This window comes from Martinezella lusitana (genome assembly GCF_014207095.1).
In the GTDB taxonomy this organism is placed as follows: Bacteria; Pseudomonadota; Alphaproteobacteria; order Rhizobiales; family Rhizobiaceae; genus Rhizobium; species Rhizobium lusitanum_B.
On record NZ_JACHBG010000012.1, the window covers coordinates 85,742 to 103,911 of the forward strand.

At 59.2% G+C, this 18,170-nt stretch carries 17 protein-coding genes; 4 read left to right on the top strand and 13 right to left on the bottom strand.

From position 1 onward, the window contains the following. Positions 1–95 precede the first annotated feature (95 nt). Positions 96–617, top strand: coding sequence for an ATP-binding protein (locus tag GGD46_RS21990; protein WP_184707894.1), 522 nt, complete (start codon positions 96–98; stop codon positions 615–617). A 165-nt stretch (positions 618–782) separates the two neighbouring features. Here GGD46_RS21990 and GGD46_RS21995 read toward each other — a convergent pair whose 3' ends face one another. The 8 genes from GGD46_RS21995 to bla form a co-directional block, all read right to left on the bottom strand. Then, complete coding sequence (locus GGD46_RS21995; protein ID WP_184707896.1) at positions 783–1,604, bottom strand: carbohydrate ABC transporter permease; 822 nt, start codon at positions 1,602–1,604, stop codon at positions 783–785. Next, positions 1,605–2,471, bottom strand: a complete 867-nt coding sequence (locus GGD46_RS22000) for a carbohydrate ABC transporter permease (RefSeq protein WP_184707899.1) — start codon at positions 2,469–2,471, stop codon at positions 1,605–1,607. It lies immediately after the preceding gene. A gap of 51 nt (positions 2,472–2,522) precedes the next feature. Continuing rightward, positions 2,523–3,848: an ABC transporter substrate-binding protein gene (locus GGD46_RS22005; RefSeq protein WP_184707902.1), complete on the bottom strand. Its 1,326-nt coding sequence runs from the start codon at positions 3,846–3,848 to the stop codon at positions 2,523–2,525. A 47-nt stretch (positions 3,849–3,895) separates the two neighbouring features. After that, complete coding sequence (locus GGD46_RS22010; RefSeq protein WP_184707905.1) at positions 3,896–5,410, bottom strand: putative N-acetylmannosamine-6-phosphate 2-epimerase; 1,515 nt, start codon at positions 5,408–5,410, stop codon at positions 3,896–3,898. A 68-nt stretch (positions 5,411–5,478) separates the two neighbouring features. After that, a complete protein-coding gene (locus GGD46_RS22015; protein ID WP_246806440.1) occupies positions 5,479–6,225 on the bottom strand; it encodes a GntR family transcriptional regulator in 747 nt (248 codons plus the stop codon). 142 nt (positions 6,226–6,367) lie between these two features. Next, positions 6,368–6,757 carry a hypothetical protein gene (locus tag GGD46_RS22020; protein ID WP_184707910.1) on the bottom strand — a complete coding sequence of 130 codons (390 nt, stop codon included), beginning with the start codon at positions 6,755–6,757 and terminating at the stop codon, positions 6,368–6,370. 543 nt (positions 6,758–7,300) lie between these two features. Next, positions 7,301–8,491 carry a class C beta-lactamase gene (gene ampC / locus GGD46_RS22025; protein ID WP_184708045.1) on the bottom strand — a complete coding sequence of 397 codons (1,191 nt, stop codon included), beginning with the start codon at positions 8,489–8,491 and terminating at the stop codon, positions 7,301–7,303. Positions 8,492–8,600: 109 nt separating this feature from the next. Continuing rightward, entirely contained in the window at positions 8,601–9,494 is an 894-nt protein-coding gene (bla, locus tag GGD46_RS22030; protein ID WP_184707912.1) for a class A beta-lactamase, read from the bottom strand. A gap of 160 nt (positions 9,495–9,654) precedes the next feature. On the opposite strand from bla, the gene GGD46_RS22035 reads away from it, so the two are divergent. Then, the gene (locus GGD46_RS22035) at positions 9,655–10,533 is read left to right on the top strand and encodes a LysR family transcriptional regulator (protein WP_184707914.1); all 879 of its coding nucleotides are present in this window, start codon (positions 9,655–9,657) and stop codon (positions 10,531–10,533) included. A gap of 103 nt (positions 10,534–10,636) precedes the next feature. Here GGD46_RS22035 and GGD46_RS22040 read toward each other — a convergent pair whose 3' ends face one another. Continuing rightward, the gene (locus tag GGD46_RS22040) at positions 10,637–12,139 is read right to left on the bottom strand and encodes a globin-coupled sensor protein (protein WP_184707916.1); all 1,503 of its coding nucleotides are present in this window, start codon (positions 12,137–12,139) and stop codon (positions 10,637–10,639) included. A gap of 341 nt (positions 12,140–12,480) precedes the next feature. Here GGD46_RS22040 and cml point away from each other — a divergent pair, with 341 nt between their 5' ends. Then, entirely contained in the window at positions 12,481–13,680 is a 1,200-nt protein-coding gene (gene cml / locus GGD46_RS22045; protein ID WP_184707919.1) for a CmlA/FloR family chloramphenicol efflux MFS transporter, read from the top strand. 119 nt (positions 13,681–13,799) lie between these two features. Here cml and GGD46_RS22050 read toward each other — a convergent pair whose 3' ends face one another. From GGD46_RS22050 to GGD46_RS22065, 4 genes are all read right to left on the bottom strand, one after another. Continuing rightward, the gene (locus GGD46_RS22050) at positions 13,800–14,822 is read right to left on the bottom strand and encodes an LLM class flavin-dependent oxidoreductase (RefSeq protein ID WP_184707921.1); all 1,023 of its coding nucleotides are present in this window, start codon (positions 14,820–14,822) and stop codon (positions 13,800–13,802) included. A gap of 181 nt (positions 14,823–15,003) precedes the next feature. After that, positions 15,004–15,498, bottom strand: a complete 495-nt coding sequence (locus tag GGD46_RS22055) for a histidine kinase (protein ID WP_184707925.1) — start codon at positions 15,496–15,498, stop codon at positions 15,004–15,006. 95 nt (positions 15,499–15,593) lie between these two features. Continuing rightward, positions 15,594–16,115: a hypothetical protein gene (locus tag GGD46_RS22060; RefSeq protein WP_184707928.1), complete on the bottom strand. Its 522-nt coding sequence runs from the start codon at positions 16,113–16,115 to the stop codon at positions 15,594–15,596. A 380-nt stretch (positions 16,116–16,495) separates the two neighbouring features. Then, positions 16,496–16,927 (bottom strand): Lrp/AsnC family transcriptional regulator, encoded by a 432-nt coding sequence (locus GGD46_RS22065; RefSeq protein WP_184707931.1) that lies wholly within the window; start codon positions 16,925–16,927, stop codon positions 16,496–16,498. 138 nt (positions 16,928–17,065) lie between these two features. Here GGD46_RS22065 and GGD46_RS22070 point away from each other — a divergent pair, with 138 nt between their 5' ends. Beyond that, positions 17,066–18,169 carry a saccharopine dehydrogenase family protein gene (locus GGD46_RS22070; RefSeq protein WP_184707934.1) on the top strand — a complete coding sequence of 368 codons (1,104 nt, stop codon included), beginning with the start codon at positions 17,066–17,068 and terminating at the stop codon, positions 18,167–18,169. The last annotated feature ends 1 nt before the right edge of the window (position 18,170 follow it).

Below are 18,170 nucleotides of genomic sequence, written 5' to 3' on the forward strand. Positions count from 1 at the left end.
CTGAATGGTGGGTCGGATATCTGTTGTCCAAGCAAAGAAACCCGCCTTGAGGCGGGTTTTCTTTTTCCGTCTCGTGGGCTCTCCCGGAGTTGGAAATGTCAGATCAGGAATTCAACAGCACTCTTCAGGCTTCTCATCGCGCGACGCTGCATATGCTTTGCGGAAAGATCGCTGCCGGAAAATCCACGCTTACCGCCGAACTGAGCCGAATGCCCTCCACCGTTGTTATCAGCGAGGATTTTTGGCTAAGCCGTCTGTTCGGTCCCGAAATGAAGGATGTTGCGGACTACATCCGTTGCTCACGGCGACTGCGCGAGGCCGTCGGTCCCCACGTTCAGGATCTGCTCCGTGCCGGGGTGTCTGTCGTACTGGATTTTCCAGCGAACACGCTCGCAATGCGGGCGTGGATGAAGACGCTCTTCGAGGCAGCCGGTGCCGATCATCGCCTGCATTTCCTCGATGTACCCGACGAAGTGTGCAAGGCGCGCCTTCGTGCCCGCAATGCAGCCGGAACGCACGACTTCGCAGCCTCGGATGCCGAATTCGAGCAGATCTCCAGCTATTTCGTCCCGCCATCGGAGGCGGAGGGATTCAACGTCGTCCTGAGGGCGGCCTGATGCTCGGCATCCTATCGAACCGGACGGTGCCGGGGCATGCTGCGTCCTCGGCGCTCAACCGGCGTCGATATGGCTATCTCTCGGCACGGCTGCAGAGTTGGGCCATGTCGAAAGCAGTCACACAGTTTTCGCGGACTGTTTCAGCCTGGCTTTCAAAAACCTAACCTAGCCCTTGACCGCGCCAGCCGTCATCGAGCCCGAAAGCTGCCGGTACATCACCAGGCCGAGGAGCGCCGGGGGCAGGGCGCCTATGATCATGACCGCCGATGCCATACCCCATTGCACACCGCCGCCGCTTGCAGCGAAGAAGAACGAGGCTCCGACCGTCATGGGAACGGCTTGATTGGTCGTCAGCATCAACCCGAACAGGAACTCGTTCCAGGCGGTGATGAAGCCGAAGATGAAGGTGGTGACGAGCGCTGGCCGCACGACCGGCCGGATGACCTGGATCATGATCTGGAAGCCGCTGGCGCCATCGACCGTGGCCGCTTCGTCGAGTTCCGTCGGTATGTCGTTGATGGCATTGACCAGCATGACGAGAGCAAGCGGGATATTGACGATCGTCAAGATGAGCCCTAGCCCGATCCGCGTATCCAGCAGGCCGAGCCACTGGTACATCATGTAGAGCGGGATCGCGAAAACGATGAGAGGCACGGCGCGAAGGTTGATGACGAGCGGGAGCAGAAGCTTTTGTCCCGTTTCGCTGCGCGCGATCACATAGGCGGCCGGAAAAGACAGCAGGATCGCAAGCGCGGTGCCGATGAGGGCGGCTGCGGCGCTGTTTGCAAGATAGAGGAAAATGTTGAAGCGCTCGGTATCCGTAAAGACTTTGACGTAGTTATCGAGTGTCGGCTGTTCGATCCATAGGCCGGCATTGCTGGAGATTTCTCGCGCTGTTTTGAACGAGGTGATGAGCGTCACGATGATCGGGAAGTTCATGGCAAGGACGACGATGCCATAGACGATCCAGCGGAGTGATTTCAGCATCTATCTTCTCCTCCGGGCGCCAAGCCAGTTCAGGCCGTAGAGGACCCAAAGCGAGGTGATGAACAAAATCACCGAGGCGGCCACGGCCTTGCCAATGGCGCCTTCCTTGAAGAAGGCCTGGTAGATGTAAATCGAAAGCGATGTGGTGGATCCGCCCGCGCCGCTTCCGGTCAAGGCATAGACATTATCGAAAACGCGGAATCCATCGATGAAGCGGATGAAGAAGGCAACGACGAGTGTCGGGATCATCAGCGGCAGGTCGATGCGCCATAGCCGCTGCAGGCCGGTTGCGCCGTCGAGCGCCGCCGCCTCATGCACGTCTGTGGGGAGGGCGATATAGGCGACGTAAAAGAGCAGGAAGGCGAAAGGCGTCCATTGCAGCACCTCGATGACGAGCAGCGTGCGAAAGGCATTCGTATAATCGAGGAAGGCGGGGCTGTCGCCGAACCATTCGAACAGATAATAGGGCACAGGTCCGGCAAATTCGTGCAGCACGAGCCGATACATCAGACCGACCATGGCGGGAGCGACCATCAACGGCAGCATCAATGGCGCCATCAGCACGGGCCGCGCCGATAGCAGCGGTTTCAGGAAAATCGCCAGAAAAAGGCCGAGCAGGCACTCGCTGACGGCGGTAATGATGCCGAAGCGCAACGAGAACCATACCGACTGCCAGAATGCCGGCTCCGTCAGGGCGATGACGTAGTTGCCAAAGCCGCTGATCTGCGGATTGCGCAAAGTTTCGAATGAAACCGTCGAAACGGAATAGACGAGATTGAGAAGAGCCGGAAAGCCGAGAAACAGCAGCAGAAACCCGACAAGCGGTGTCAGGTAGAGCCTGCCTTCGGTGCGTTTTACAAGAGCCATGGTGTCAGCTGCAGCGACCGGATGCCCGATTAGGGCATCCGGTCTTTGTCCTTATTTCTTCAGGAGATCCTGCATGCCCGTCTTGGTATGGGCAAGGGCATCCTCGAGGCTCTGCTGGCCCGACCAGTAGCCGGTGAACTCTTTCGCCTGCAGTTCATAGACCGATAGCGCCTTGGCCGAGGTGGCGCCGGTCATGACATAGCCATACTTGCTGGCGAACTCGCCGAGCTTGACCAGATCCGGGCGCTCCTTGGCCACCTTGGCGACGACGTCGGGCGTCAGAGCGGGCGATCCGCCGGCACGGGCATAGGCCAGAGCCGCATCCTCGGAAGAAAGCCACGTCAGGAACTTGACCGCACCTTCCTTGTTCTTGGCGTTCTTGTTCAGGCCGAGGCCAAGACCGTGAATATGGTCGGTGCGACCGTTCGGACCGGCCGGCGGCGCGACGACGCCGGTAACGTCGGCGACGGCAGGAGACTTCTTCGGGTCGGTGAGCTCGGCCGCAGCCGCATTCCACTGCAATGCGGTCGCCGCCTGTCCGGAGCTGTAGGCGGCGTTGGTTTCGGCATATTCGTAGCTCAGCGAATCCTTTGGCGAAGCACCGGCGTCGTAAAGCGTCTTATAGAGCTTCAGTGCCGTCTTATATGCATCCGAATCGATCGTGACCTTGCCGCTGGCATCCGTCCAGTCGCCGCCATAGGAGCGCGGCAGGGATTGGAAGACCATCATGTTGAACAGAAGGTTCTTCATTTGCAGCACGGTGCCGTAGCGGACCGGGCTCTGGCGGTTCACCTGTTTGCTGAAATAGAGCGAGGTGGCCGCCCAGTCGTCCCAGGTCCAACCGTCAGGCTGCTTGGGCGCAAGCTCCTTGCCGAGGAATTTCTTGGAAATCTCGGCATATTTGGCTTTGGCTTCCGGATCGGCCATGAGCGCGTCGACGAGGTCCTTGCGGTAGTACATGAAGTGCAGCGAAAGGTCCGTCGGCACGCCATATTGCTTGCCGTCGAATTGCATCGTCTTCAGGACGGTGTCTCCGAATACTTTCGATGCCTCGGCATTGAGCTCGACGGGCTCCATATAGGGCGCATAGCGGCCGATCGAATAGGTCGCGACCAGATTGACGTCGAAGGCATTCGAGCCGGCTGCCATGTCGGCCTGCAGCTTGTCGAAGAAGCCGTCGCGGTTGAAGAACAGCAGCTCGACCTTGTCGGCATCCGATGCGGTCTTGTTATAGAGATCCGTCGTGGCGCGCAGCGCCGTTTCTTCTGAGCCGCCCGGCCATCCGAGGACGACGACCTTAGCGTTTGCCAGGCCGGGAAGTGCTGTTGCCGACAGCATCAGGGCGAGCAGCGCAGAGGATATATGCCTGAATTTCATTGTAGTTCCCTCTCTTTATCGTTGTTGATTGACGTATGCAGGCTTGTTTAGCGATGGCGACCGGCGAGATCAGAGGCGCCAATGATGCCGGCTCGCGGGCCAAGGCTTGCGGCCACCAGATGCGGTGCGAGATGGTGAGGAAGCTCCGTCAACTGCGCGCGAACGGCTTCGAGATAGCCAGGCGCCAGACCTATGCCGCCGCCCATGACGATGCGTTTGGGAGCAAACATCATCTGGATGTCTCGGCAGAGGAGGGCGACGCGGGCGGCCGATCGCGCGATGATCGCCTGCGCCCACGTCTCGCCACGGCGCGCCTGCTCGAATATTTCGGGTGCCTCTATCGGATGTCCGGAGGCCGTAGCTTTTGCCGCCATCCAGCGGCCGGAAACGACATCCTCCAGCGGAGATTGACCGTCGGTCGGCGCACGAAGCAGGCCGAAGTGGCCGGCAAGGCCAAGCAATGGTCGCCCATTGACCACAACGCCGCCACCGATCCCGGTGGAAATGGTCAGGAACACCGTGTCCTCGTTGTTGCCGGCACCGAACCTGTATTCGCCCCAGGCGGCCGCCTGGGCGTCGTTGACGGCAAAGGCTGGCTTGCCAAACAGCTTGCTGGCCTGTGCGACCAGAGGATAGTCGTCCGGGATTGCTAGAGTGGCCGGGTTGAGCGCAGACCAGCATCCTTCACGAATGAGGCCGGTCGCAGCGATGCCCACCTGTTCGTACTGCCCCTTCCATGATGATGTCTGCTCGGCCATCGCGGCCAACCAGGCATCAGGGCCAGCCTCTCGGCTGGTCAGGATTGTTGCTTCGGCGAGGATCTGTGTGCCGCGCACGAGCGCCGCGAGCGTCTTGGTGCCACCGATATCGATCGCCAAGGTTGCTGCCTCTCGCTGTGAGAAGGCGGCCGAGACTGCGTCGTGGAACCACGACGTCACATGTTCGGTTCTGGTGATCGCCGATCCGACGACAACGGCGCAAGCGCCGGCACAGACCGCTTCTGCCGCCTGTTCAGGCGTGCGGATCCGGCCCTCGGCGATCACATAGGGCGTCAGTTGCCGCATGGCGGCGATCAACGCGATATCCGGATCCACGGGCTCCGGGCCGCTGACATAACCGGACATGGTCGTGCCGACAAAATCGACGCCAGCGGCCAGTGCGCGTCTTGCATCATCGAGACACGAGCAATCCGCCATGGAAAGCAGGCCGCGCGCCTTGATGGCCGCCAGAAGTGCCTCGATCGTTGCCGGACGAGGGCGATCGGTGGCGTCGAAGGCGATGATATCGGCTCCGGCATCGGCCAGTGCCTCGACATCCACGACGAAGGGGGTGATGCGCACCGGACTGTCGTCAAGGTCGCGCTTGACGATGCCGATGATCGGTGCGTCAACGGCTGCCCTTACGGCTGCGACATAGGTTGAAGACTCGATCCGCAAGGCCCGCGCTCCAGCAGCGAGGGCTGATCGAGCGAAGCCGCTGACGAAAATGGCTCCATCCATGGCTCCGTCAGGCACCGGCTGACATGAGACGATGAGGCTTAGATTGAGATCTTCCTTACGCATTCGGCACCCCTTTTCGGAGTGTCACGATAGACGAAGGTTACTGGAAAGCAACCGGTTTTAAACTGGTATTATCTCTGAAGCTCAAAGACGAAATCGTAGACCTCGCCTTTGTAGCGCGTTTCGCAATATTCGACGATCTCGCCGTCGGCCAGAAAGCAGCGTCGTTCCGTCGTCAGGATCGGTGCGCCCGGCTCGCAACGTAGATGCTGCGCGTCTTCGGGCGATGCGGCGCGTGCTCGCATTCTCTGTACTGCTCGCCGAGGCAGAAAGCCGCGCTGGGCGAGCGCCTCATATAAGGAATCGCCGACGGAGGAGGGCGAGGGGAGAAAGCGTACGGGCACGGCCGCGTGTTCGACGGCGATCGGGGCGCCATCCGCCGTTCGCACTCTGCGCATGCGTAGGACCTGTGCGTTTGCAGAGATTCCCAGCGCCATCATCTCGGTTGGCGATGGGCGGCTCAATTGCTTGGAAAGCCATATACAGCCGGGCTCCATTCCACGCGCCCGCAGGTCTTCGGAAAAGCTCGTCAGTGTCGACAGCGATTTCTCGACGCGGTTACCGATTTCGCTGCGTGCACCCTGTCGCCGGCTCAACATGCCTTCCTCTTCCAGCATCGCCAGCGCCTTGCGAACGGTTACTCGCGAGAGCGAAAGCGCTTCGGCGAGCGATCGTTCACCGGGCAGAGCCGAACCCGGTTTGAAGGCATGACTGCGGACGGCGCTTTCGATCGCTGTCTTGAGCCGCTTGTAAAGGGGGATCTCAAGCTCGGCGGCGGCGAATTCACTCCTGATCAGCTCAATAATATCGGTTGCCAAGCTGCACCTTCTTTCCATGATGCGAGCAGGGAGAAAATTTCACCCCGTTCGCTACTGGTATTATTCTGGCGAGCTTTTCTGGATCTGTCGAGAGGAGGAGTGAACGCCGCAGCGGGAAAGATCCGGTGCTGCTGCCAGGGGCTTATGATGCGATAGAGCGGCGTTCCGGCTGCCTGCCCATGGTCGTCTTGCCGACGACGCGCAGCGGGCTTTTGGACGCGATGGGAGTGATACTGGTCGTCTTGGTCTTGGTCGCTCCGAGCCAGCGAAGAATCGCATCGAAGCCGGGTTGGGCTGCCCGCTTGAGCTCAGGGCTCATTTCGGCATCCATGCCGCAAAGCGTTGCGATTTCCTGAAAGTCCACGCGTCCGGCTCTCAGTGGAGGACGCGACTGGAAGACGATGAGCCCGATCATGAAGCCCTTGAGATTTTCAAAGCTGCGCGGCTGCAGCAGCGGCGCGAGCCTCAGATCACAGAAATCCGAGATCTTGCGTTGGAAAACATCGGAGGCAGAATTCTTCTTTACGGGCATTATTCATTCCTTGCATGCGACCTCATCCAAAGGTCGGGGTGTGGCCCGCTAAAGCACTGAGGTTAACGAAGCGCAAACAACCGACCGTTTGGCCGCTTTCAAATCTACGATGTGTCGACATTTGGCAAGGGGATAACGATCACGCTTGAGTTAGAATCCGGCGACGGTCAGCGGCTTGGGCGTGATGGGTGGGGATTTTGACATTTGCGGCGCAAGACTATGAAAAAACTGTAACTTGCCTCGCGTGTCGATGAGAGCGACATTTGCCTTGCGCCGGCTTGATGAGGTGAAAGACATGTCAGTCTTGGAAATGTTGGTAAGACGTCGCATGCAGGAAGAATATGCCAAGGGCACTTCGCCAGAGCGGATTACCCGGCTCCTGCAGGAATTTTTCAACGGGACAGAAGCCTCCCAGGCAGATGCTGCCCCGCGCAAGGCGTCCAATAGCCGATAGAAATCAACAGGTGGAATAAAGCCGGCCCTTGAGGTTTTCTCGAGAGCCGGCTGTTTGGCGAATGGAGCGAGAACGAGCGCTTCTGCCCATTACGGAGCGGTGCCAGTGCCCTCCAGCTTTTCGATCGCAGTCAGGATCTTATATGCCGCCTTGACGCGTTCCGGATTCGGGTAATTCTTGTTTGCCAGCAGCACGATAGCGGTCTGCCGTGCCGGAATGAAAACCGCGTAAGCGCCGAAGCCGCCTGTCGAACCTGTCTTGTTGAGCAGGATGTCTTTTTTCTGCTGTTGCGGCGAGTTGAGAGGTTCTGTCTTGTGCGGTTCGAGCGCCATGTCGGATGAATTGCCGCCAAGCAGGCGGGCAAGCGTCGTTGGATAGGCGTAGGTCTCCCAGCCCAGAGCCTGGGTCATATTCCCCACACTATAGTAGCCGACATGGGTTTCAGCGATCGCGCGCTGCAAGGTTCCGTCTCTGAGCCGCGAACTGTCCATATTGGTCTCGAGGACGCTGAGCAAATCGGAGGCCGTGGTCTTGATGCCGTAGGCCTGGGCATCAAGAGCGCCGGGGCCAACGCGCATCGGTTTTCCCTGCTTTGAATAGCCATAGGCATAATTGCGCATCTCGGTGGTCGGGACGTGAACATAGGTGTGCTTGAGCCCGAGGGCGGCAAGGATCTTGTCCTGCATCAGCGTGTCGAACGGCTCGCCCATGGCTCGCGCCGCCAGATAGCCAAATAGGCCGATGCTGGGGTTGGAATACTGCCGATAGCTGCCGGGCGCGTAGGAGGGATGCCAGTTGCGATAATAGGCGACCATCTTGTCCTGATCGGTCACCTCTTTCGGAAACTGCAGGGGCAGGCCGCCGGCGGTGTAAGTGCCGAGCTCCAGCAGGCTGATCTTGTCGAAGCTGCTTCCGGCAAGTTCAGGCATATATTTCGTCGCCTTGTCTGAGAAGGACAGCTTTCCGCTGACTTGCGCGTAAGAGGCGAGCACTGCGGTAAAAGTCTTGCTGACAGAGCCAATCTCGAAGATCGTGTCATTCGTAACTTTTTGACTGGCTTCCTTCGAGGCGACGCCGTAGTTGAACACGTAGCGTTCGCCCTTGATGCTGATCGCAAGAGCCAGACCGGGAATGTCATTTTCCTTCATGAGCGGTCGGATGGTGGCATCGACCATCTGCCGGAGGCGGTCCTGGTCGCCGGGACCTGCGGCATGAGCCGCCCCGCTATAGGCAAGGCAGCAGGCGGCAACGCCGAGCGTCCGCAATGGATTGAAACGCATGTTCAAGATGATGTCCTCATTATAGTGGTAGACGGCGCCGAGCGACGCGGCAGAGAGATGATTTGGACGGCAACCTCCCATGGCGATTGTCGCCTCCGATTTGCAGGCTTCAGATCGCCGCGGCGATACGGCCGATCTCCGCTATGACTGCGTTGCGCTCGTCCGACGCAATTCCCGGTATCTCGCAATAGGCTGTGACGATGATGGGGGCTCGGTTCGCCGGCCACAGCACCGCGATGTCGTTGGCATTGCCGAACTTGTCTTCATTCGTTCCCGTCTTGTCGCCCGCCAGCCAATCCTTGGGGAGACCGGCACGCAGACGGGCGTCGCCCGTCTTTGTCATGATCAGCCATGCGGCAAGTTGTGATCGCGATGCAGGCGTCAGCACGTCGGTAAACAGCAGTCGACGCAGGTTCTCCAGCATGGCCGCAGCCGTTGTCGTGTCGCGCTCGTCGCCCGGTGAATCGTGGTAGTTCAATTCCGGCTCGACGCGGTCGAGATGTGTGATTTCGTCGCCGAGATTGCGGCAGAAAGCGGTCAACACCTTCGGTCCGCCAAAGCTTGCAAGCAGGAGGTTTGCCGCCGCATTGTCGCTGAGGGTGATGGTTGCTGCGCAGAGTTCGGCAACGGTCATGCCGGCATTGCCGACATTCACTTTAGTTGCCGGCGAGTTACTCACGAGATCGCTTTTCGTATAGCGAATACGCCGATCTAGCCTTTCTTCGCCCTTGTCTACCCGCGCCAACACCAGGGCTGCCAAGAGGGCCTTGAAGGTGCTGCACATCAGGATGCGCTCGTCCGCGCGGTGTTCGATGCGCCTGCCGCTTGCCAGGTCGAGAATGCTGACGCAGATGCGTCCCGGGTGCTTGCTTTCAAGCGCTGCAAGCTGCGCTTCCCCTGAAACACTGTCCGCTGCGCGTCCAATCCCGCTTATCCCGGCCAGAACAGGGAGTGCAAGCAAGCTGCCGGCAAGGCTCTGCCGGCGTGACAATAAGATCGTCATCGTGGTTCCAATTCAATTTTTGTTGAGCAGAGGGCTTGCAGTCAGGAGTCGTGGAGACCCTGAAAATCACCTTGCGACGCGGACTATGCCGCTGCTTCGTGCCCTAGACAAACGATCAATTTTGGGCTTAGGCATGAGAAAAACTTGGGCTTAGGACACAATGGACATCTCACAGCTGCCGCTGAATGCGCTTCGTGTTTTCGAGGCGTCAGCGCGACATTGCAGCTTCACGCGGGCAGGTCTGGAGCTTCGGGTCACGCAGACGGCCGTCAGCCATCAGGTCAAGGCGCTGGAGGACGTGCTGGGGGTGACGCTCTTCAAGCGTCTGCCGCGCGGCCTGGCGCTCACGGACGAGGGGCACGCGTTGCTGCCGGTTCTGACCGACGCTTTTCGCCGCATGAGCGCGACGCTCAGCCAGTTGGAGGAGGGAAATTTCGCCGAGATCCTGACGGTCGGCGTCGTCGGCACTTTTGCCATCGGCTGGCTTCTCCCGAGACTTGGCGGCTTCAAGGCGCAACATCCGCACATCGACCTGCGCCTGAAGACCAACAATAACCGGGCGGACATGGTGCTGGACGGCCTGGATTTCTTCATGCGCTTCGGCGATGGCGCATGGCACGGCACAGAAGCGATCCATTTGATGGATGCGCCGCTATCGCCGGTTTGCACGCCTGCCATGGGCGAGCGGTTGCGCTCTCCCGCGGATCTTGCCGAGCTTGAACTGCTGCGATCGTACCGGATCGACGAATGGTCGCTGTGGTTCCGGGCAGCGGGGCTGCCGCCTCCTCATCTCCGAGGCTGGATGTTCGATTCGTCGCTGACGCTGGTAGAAGCCGCTGCGCGCGGCGTTGGCGTCGCGCTGGTCCCTGTCGCGATGTTTTCGCATGACATCGAGGCCGGCAGAATCATGCAACCGTTTGGGGTCACAGCCATGACCGGAAGCTATTGGCTGACGCGATTGAAGTCGCGGACAGAAACCGCATCGATGAAGGCGTTTCGCCAGTGGGTTATCGCGGAAATCGAGGAGATGCCGGGATAGGCCGAACAGCCGAAAACGGTCCCGGACTTACGTCCGGAACCCTGAGGTGAGAGGCTCTTCAAAATGGCCCGCCGTCAAGCGCTGACGACGGCCGCAGGCTGTCTTAGCTGGCGAGCTTCAGTCTGACGGCGCCCGTCCGCGAGCCGGAGCGCACCGTCTTGAAGCGGCCGACGAGGCCGGCAAGCTCGTTGCTGATGTCGGCAAGGTGGCGGGTCGAGGCATTGGTCTCTTCCATGAGCGCCACGTTCTGTTGCGTCATCTGATCCATGTTGCGGACAGCGGAGTTGATTTCGCTGATGCCGACGGCCTGCTCCTGCGCAGAGCGGGCGATGGCGCCGACATTGCGATCGATTGAGGCCACCTGATTGCCGATCAGCTCCAGCGCTTCGCCGGTACGGTTGACCAGCTCGACGCCGCGACGGACGTCGTTCGACGAGCGGTCGATCAGGTCCTTGATCTGCTTTGCGGCGGTGGCGGAGCGCTGCGCCAGTTCGCGGACCTCCTGGGCGACGACGGCAAAGCCTTTGCCCTGTTCGCCTGCTCTTGCTGCTTCCACGCCGGCATTCAGCGCCAGAAGATTGGTCTGGAAGGCAATATCGTCGATGACCGAAATGATGTCGGTCATCTTGCGCGAGGAGGTTTCGATATCGTCCATGGCCGACACCGCTTCTTGAACGACCTGTCGCGACCGCTCGGCTTCGGAAGCCGATTCCTTCACGATCGCCTGTACTTCGCGCGTCCGCTCTGCCGTCTGCTCGGAGATGGTGGTAATCTGCTCGATCGCGGCCGCACTTTCCTCGAGCGCCGATGCCTGCTGTTCCGTGCGCCGCGCCATGTTGTCGGCGGCCGACGAGATCGAGCCGGCCTCGTCGCGAACGCGCGTCACCGAGTCTTCGATGTGCCGCATCGCGGTCCCGAGGGATGTCAGGGATTCGTTGTAATTGCTCTTCAGCACTTCGAATTCGGCCGACAGAGCTTCAGTGATATCCGCCGTCAAGTCGCCGTTTGCCAGGCCGTTCAGAGCAACGCCGAGTGCGTTGAGCGCGCGTTGTTGCTCCTGCTGAGCCGCCGCCCGCTCGGTTTCGGCGCGGTCGCGTTCGTCGGCCAGCACCTGGAGATAGACTGAAATGCCGAAATCCATATCGACGAGGGCTGCCTTGATGACGGCCGAGAGCCGCCGTGACAGAGCCTGCTCGTGCTTGCGCTGCAGAATGCCCTTCAGCTGCTGGGCGACGACTGCCCGCACTATGCCTTCGAGGATGACGGCATAGCCGCCAATGTACCACCGTGGCTCGAGCCCGAGGCGGGCATGGGTCCGTCCGACGGCAGACACGGCCTCCACATAGTCGGGGCTATATTTGCCAGATGCGATTGTCTTCCAATGTTCTTGCTGTTTGGATTTGGCATGCGCCACATGCTGCGGAGATGAAAAGAACTTCGACATCTCGGGGTGCTTGGTAATCTTCTCGTAGAAGACATCAAGAGAACCTTTGACGGCAAGCTCGATAATCGGCTGCAGCTCCGACAGGGCCTGGCGGGCATCCTGCCCCAGTCCTACGAAGTCGAGACGATTGTCCAACTCGTTCATTTTCGATGCACGCGACATGATCTGCTCCAGTAAAGAAATTACAAGCAGTTAGGCCACAGTCATGGTTAAGAATTCATTAGATTGACCGGTTATTTGGGCTCCTGGACCTGCGCATTTCAGCGCACCCACTGGCCTATAGCCAAGGTTGTGCATGATTGTCAGGCTTGGTTCGATCTGCTAAGGCTATCCACAGCAATATCAACTATTTCGCCGCGGAGCGTTTGGCATGGGAAGCCTAAAGTCAGCAGATAGATAAGCCGCAACAGCTCATTTTGTTGTTGCGGCGTCCTGTCGATCCCATCCAAACCGAAACCGTAGGCAGTCGCCGCCCGATTATTCTTTCGAGCGGATATATTCTCATGACATATACGCGCCCTTCATGGGCCTACTCGCTGCCGGCGGCACTGCTGCTGATGGCGCCTTTCGATATCATCGCTTCCCTGGCCATGGATATCTACCTTCCCGTTGTGCCGTCGATGCCCGGCATCTTGAACACCTCGGCATCGGTCATCCAACTGACACTCAGCGGCTACATGATTGTCCTCGGCGCGGGGCAGATCATCTTCGGCCCGATTTCTGATCGTGTTGGCCGCCGTCCTGTCCTGATTCTCGGAGCGATTCTTTTCGCCGCGGCGTCTGTTGGAGCTGCATGCGCGTCGACCGCCGGCATCTTCGTCCTATGCCGCCTGTTGCAAGCAAGTGGTGCTTCGGCTGTGCTCGTCGCGACCTTCGCAACGGTTCGCGACGTTTATGCCGATCGTGAGGAAGGAGCTGTCATCTACAGCGCGTTCGGTGCGATTCTTTCATTCGTACCGGCACTTGGTCCGATTGCCGGGGCAGTCATTGCGGACAGGTTCGGGTGGCGCGCAATCTTCGTGCTGCTCGCGTTGCTGGCTCTGGCGGCGACGATCAATGCGACGGCCCGGTGGCACGAAACGCGGCCGTTCGCTTCCGCGAATGCGCGGCGGTCCATCTCGCCGATCTTCGCCAGTTTCGCCTTCTGGGTTTACACCTTGGCCTTCAGCGCTGTTATGGGGACCTTCTTCGTCTTCTTCTCGACCGCGCCGCGTGTTCTGATCGGCCATGCCGGCTACTCGGAGCTTGGTTTTAGCCTCGCATTCGCGACCGTTGCCGGTGTGATGATTGCGACGACGCGATTCGCCAGGATCTTCGTTGGGACGTGGAGCATCGCGGGTTGCGTGACGCGAGGCATGCTGTTGCTCCTATGCGGTGCCGCATTTCTCGCATTCGGCCAGATCTTCGGTTCGCCGTCATTCGCAAGCTTCCTGCTGCCGGTCTGGATCATGGCGGTTGGCATCGTGTTTGCGGCTTCGGTTACGGCCAATGGTGCACTTGCTAAGTTCGGCGATATGGCCGGGTCTGCCGTCGCATTTTACTTCTGCATCCAGAGCGTGATCGTGAGCATCGTGGGAACCCTATCAGTCACCATACTCGACGGTGACAGCGCTTGGCCGTTGGTGACTTATTCCACGACGATGGCCGTGCTGGTGTTGATCGCTCAGATCCTGTTGAAACGTCACGAACCGACAGCGCGATAGGTCAACAAGACGTCCCAGCGCGACGCATCTGAGAAGAAGACTGTCCGCAAAGAAATGAAGTATTGCGGGCAGTTACGACGATTTCCTGAGAGATAAATTCGCTTCGCAACGGCGTTGCTTCAACGCCATCCAAGAGCTGGCGCAACGTGCTTGAGGATCGACTCGATCACATGCGCATTGTATTCCACGCCCAACTGGTTGGGGACGGTCAGCAGCAAGGTGTCGGCAGCGGCAATCGCCTCATCCTTTGCCAATTCCTCGATCAGTACGTCCGGCTCGGCGGCATAGCTACGGCCGAAGACGGCCCGCGTCTTCTCGTCGATGAAGCCGACCTTGTCTGAATCCTTACCGCTGCTGCCGAAGTAGGCGCGGTCGAGATCATTGACCAGCGCGAAGATGCTGCGGCTGACCGAGACCCGCGGCTCGCGCTTATGGCCGGCCTCTTTCCATGCCTCGCGAAAGACCCTGATCTGATCTGCCTGCTGAACATGGAACGGCAGACCGGTTTCATCGTCCTTTAGGGTGGAGCTTTGCAGATTCATCCCGAGCCTTGCTGCCCAGGTAGCGGTCGCATTGGAGCTGGCCCCCCACCAGATCCGGTCCCGCAGGCCCTCCGAATGCGGTTCGAGGCGCAGCAGGCCGGGTGGGTTCGGGAACATCGGCCTCGGATTGGGTTGGGCAAAGCCTTCGCCGCGCAAGATATCGAGCAGCACTTCCGCATGGCGCCGACCCATGTCGGCGTCGCTCTCACCCTCAGTCGGCTCGTAACCGAAATGCCGCCAGCCGTCGATGACCTGCTCGGGGGAGCCGCGGCTGATGCCGAGCTGCAGCCGGCCGCCGGCGATCAGGTCGGCCGAACCGGCATCTTCCGCCATGTAGAATGGGTTTTCGTAACGCATATCGATCACGGCGGTGCCGATCTCGATGCGGCTGGTCTTGGCGCCGACTGCCGCTAGCAGCGGAAACGGCGAGGCCAGCTGTCGCGCAAAGTGGTGTACGCGAAAATAGGCGCCGTCCGCGCCAAGTTCTTCTGCAGCCACGGCAAGATCGATCGATTGCAGAAGCGTGTCCGCGGCCGAGCGCGTTTGTGATTGCGGCGAGGGCGTCCAGTGGCCGAATGAAAGGAATCCGATCTTCTTCATAGGCTCACTCCATAAGGTTTGGTTCGCTCGTCTCTATGTCATGCCACGATTTCGGCGCGAGATACAAGCGGAGTGGAGGTATCCCGCCCCAGCGGCTTCAAAGAAAAAGGCCCGCTATCGGGCGGGCCTGCACGATTGTGAAAGCGGAGGCTGCTATGCCGCAGCCTCCGGCCGAAAGTCATTATTTCGCCGGCGCGATGGAGCCGACGATGTCGAGCACTTCTTGTTTATGCTTGTCCTGGTTCTCCTTGGAGCCCCAGTAGGTCAGGATGAGAAGCTTGTTCGGAGCCGGAGAAAGAAGGCCGAGAGTGATGTTGACCTCGCCATCGCTATCGGTGCCCTGCCAGTTCAGGAGCGAGAGCTTCATGCCGTTGACTTCGTTGCTGTCGTCGTCCTTGCGGGTGCTGGCGTCGACCTTGACACCGTTCTTGGCGAGGAAATTGACGGCATCGTCAATAACCTTATCAACGTTATCGCCGGTGGCGACATCGAGAGAAAAGTAGATGGCGGAGTCCGGCGAGCTCGAGTCGATGCCGGTTTCCGTCTCCTGCGGCTTCCAGCTGTCTGGGATGGTCACGCTGGCGACCGGTGCATCACTCGGGAAGGCGATTGACTTGGCATTTGCAAGCATCGGGAATGCCGCCAGCGCAGCGGCGAGAAATACTATCTTCTTCATGGGGGGTCCAGTTCGTCGGTGGGTTGATCCCGTTGGGTGACGGGTATGTGTTATTGTCGGCCGCCATCTTGGCGACGAAAGAGTGGTCGCCGACTTCAGCCGCCGGAGGCGAGCTCGAACTCCTCATCGAAGGACGAAGTCTTGCCCGAGGTCATGTCGTGAAGCGTGTAATGAAGCTTGTATTTTCCGGCGGATAGACCATCCACGGTCAAGGTCATGTCGAACTTGAATTCCATGTTTTGCTTGTGGCTGACAAGGCGCGTATCCATGTAGCCCTGCTTGCTCCAAAGGACCTCGCCGCTTGTATCGACAATGTCGAGATCGGCCATCAAATGCATTTCATAGAGGTCGTCTGGAAGCTGTTTCCAACCATAGCCGATCGGCTCGCCATAGGTGATGATCGGCTCGCCGGGCTTGAAGACATTCGAGCCGCGCGCCTTGTAGACGCCGTAGCCATTCGAGGACTCGGAGACAAAGGTCACGTTTTGCTGTGAAAACGGAACCTTGCCCCAGGCTTCGATGGTCGCCTTTTGTGCTGCAGCCAGATCGGCAAGAGGCTCCGCATGGGCCGCGGTCGCAAGAGAGGTCGCTAGTATCAGTCCAAGGGCGCGTCGCATGGTGCTCTTCGATCCATTTAGCCGGTCGTTGATGAAGGAGATGCTGCAAGGATGAGTAGATAACACGACTCGTCGAGCGCGACGGTCGCATCATCAGGCAGCCTGCTTAGTTCGCCAGGGCAGAGCGAGATTTCGGCATTGGAATTAAGCCCTTACGAAAAGACAGGATGTATTTCTTCTAAGTCTTTCGATGGGCGAGAGCCATAAATATTGCGTGGCGTGACAGGTCCATTTTTGGGTCGAAACATCGGCTTCGGGGTGAGGGATTTTATCCGGGACCCACGAAGCGCCGTTGATGCAGAAGTGCGACCATCCTCAGGCCGCGCTCTGCCCGATTTCGGCACCGTGGATGGCCCTCCTAGGCAGAACAGGGTCGCCGTTCAGCGTGCGATTCGCGTCGAGAGAATGATCGACGACAAAGTTCGCTCGACGCCGTCGATCTTGCCGATTTCATCGATCAGCTGATCCAGCTCGGAAATCGACGGCGCGGCGACGATCGCGATGAGGTCGAAGGAGCCGCTGACGGAATGAAGCGTCGTCACGGCATGAATCGCATCAAGCGAAGCCGTCACGGCGGACAGCGCTTTCGGCGCAATGGTAATCAGCACATGCGCTCGAATAAGGCCGGAAAGATAGGCCTCCGAAAGCCGCACGCCGTATCCGGCGATCACGCCTTCGCGCTCCAGCCGCTCAAGCCGTGCCTGGACCGTTGTCCGCGAAAGCGAGAGTTTCTTGGCCAATGTCGCCACCGGCATACGGGCATTTTCGCCCAACAATGCCAACAACTCGCGGTCTTTACCCGTTACCTGCATGGTTGTCCCTGCACTTTGCAAAACATGATCGTCATATTGCGTAAAATTATACAACGAAATGCGTTTTTTGTCGCTATGAATCGTTCAGCTGCTGCCTACACTTATAAAAATCTTATTCATGAAACGCAGGGGAATAATATGAAAGACATAGTGGTCATCGGCGCAGGCAAAATCGGCGGCGCGATTGCTTTGATGCTCGCTGAGACCGGCGATTACAAGGTCGTCGTCACCGATCGCAGCCCCGAGCAGCTTGCCAAGATCGACCGCCACGCCGCGATTTCCACCGCGGCTGTCGACATTGCGGACCGCGCGGCGCTCGTGAACGTTTTGACCGGCAAGTTTGCCGTCCTGTCTGCCGCTCCCTTCCATCTTACCGGCCTGGTCGCTGAAGCCGCTGTCGAAGCAGGCGTTCACTACCTCGATCTCACCGAAGACGTCGCGACGACGAAGAAGGTGGAAGAACTGGCTCAAAACGCGAAGACTGCATTCATTCCGCAGTGCGGCCTGGCACCGGGCTTCATTTCCATCGTTGCCAATGATCTCGCCAAGCGTTTCGACAGCCTTGATAGTGTGCGCATGCGCGTCGGCGCCCTGCCGCAGTATCCCTCCAACGCTCTGAACTATAACCTGACCTGGAGCACGGACGGCCTGATCAACGAATATATCGAGCCGTGCGAAGCGATCGTCGAAGGCAAGTTCGTCACCGTTCCGGCCATGGAAGAGCGTGAAGAATTCTCCCTCGACGGCGTCACCTACGAGGCTTTCAACACCTCCGGCGGTCTCGGCACGCTTGCCAAGACGCTTGAGGGCCGCGTTCGCACCATGAACTATCGCACGATCCGCTATCCCGGCCATCAGGCGATCATCAAGGCGCTGCTCAACGACCTCAACCTCAAGAACCGCCGCGATGTTCTGAAGGATCTGTTCGAAAACGCGCTGCCTGCCACCATGCAGGACGTCGTCGTTATTTTCGTAACGGTCTGCGGCTGGCGCGATGGTCGCTACATGCAGGAAACCTATGCCAACAAAGTCTATTCGGGCATTGTTGCCGGCAAGAAGATGAGCGCCATCCAGATCACCACGGCCGCCGGAATCACGACTGTGCTCGACCTGCTTGCCAACGGCAAGCTTTCCGCAAAGGGCTTCGTTTGCCAGGAAGAAATCGATCTGGGCGACTTCCTCAACAACCGCTTCGGTCAGGTCTACAGCCTGGAAAAGATCAAGATGAGAGAAGCAGTCTGAG

Coding starts and splice junctions, on each gene's coding strand:
- GGD46_RS21990 (WP_184707894.1), top strand. CDS start 96: ATGTCAGATCAGGAATTCAACAGCACTCTTCAGGCTTCTCATCGCGCG.
- GGD46_RS21995 (WP_184707896.1), bottom strand. CDS start 1,604: ATGCTGAAATCACTCCGCTGGATCGTCTATGGCATCGTCGTCCTTGCC.
- GGD46_RS22000 (WP_184707899.1), bottom strand. CDS start 2,471: ATGGCTCTTGTAAAACGCACCGAAGGCAGGCTCTACCTGACACCGCTT.
- GGD46_RS22005 (WP_184707902.1), bottom strand. CDS start 3,848: ATGAAATTCAGGCATATATCCTCTGCGCTGCTCGCCCTGATGCTGTCG.
- GGD46_RS22010 (WP_184707905.1), bottom strand. CDS start 5,410: ATGCGTAAGGAAGATCTCAATCTAAGCCTCATCGTCTCATGTCAGCCG.
- GGD46_RS22020 (WP_184707910.1), bottom strand. CDS start 6,757: ATGCCCGTAAAGAAGAATTCTGCCTCCGATGTTTTCCAACGCAAGATC.
- ampC (WP_184708045.1), bottom strand. CDS start 8,491: ATGCGTTTCAATCCATTGCGGACGCTCGGCGTTGCCGCCTGCTGCCTT.
- bla (WP_184707912.1), bottom strand. CDS start 9,494: ATGACGATCTTATTGTCACGCCGGCAGAGCCTTGCCGGCAGCTTGCTT.
- GGD46_RS22035 (WP_184707914.1), top strand. CDS start 9,655: ATGGACATCTCACAGCTGCCGCTGAATGCGCTTCGTGTTTTCGAGGCG.
- GGD46_RS22040 (WP_184707916.1), bottom strand. CDS start 12,139: ATGTCGCGTGCATCGAAAATGAACGAGTTGGACAATCGTCTCGACTTC.
- cml (WP_184707919.1), top strand. CDS start 12,481: ATGACATATACGCGCCCTTCATGGGCCTACTCGCTGCCGGCGGCACTG.
- GGD46_RS22050 (WP_184707921.1), bottom strand. CDS start 14,822: ATGAAGAAGATCGGATTCCTTTCATTCGGCCACTGGACGCCCTCGCCG.
- GGD46_RS22055 (WP_184707925.1), bottom strand. CDS start 15,498: ATGAAGAAGATAGTATTTCTCGCCGCTGCGCTGGCGGCATTCCCGATG.
- GGD46_RS22060 (WP_184707928.1), bottom strand. CDS start 16,115: ATGCGACGCGCCCTTGGACTGATACTAGCGACCTCTCTTGCGACCGCG.
- GGD46_RS22065 (WP_184707931.1), bottom strand. CDS start 16,927: ATGCAGGTAACGGGTAAAGACCGCGAGTTGTTGGCATTGTTGGGCGAA.
- GGD46_RS22070 (WP_184707934.1), top strand. CDS start 17,066: ATGAAAGACATAGTGGTCATCGGCGCAGGCAAAATCGGCGGCGCGATT.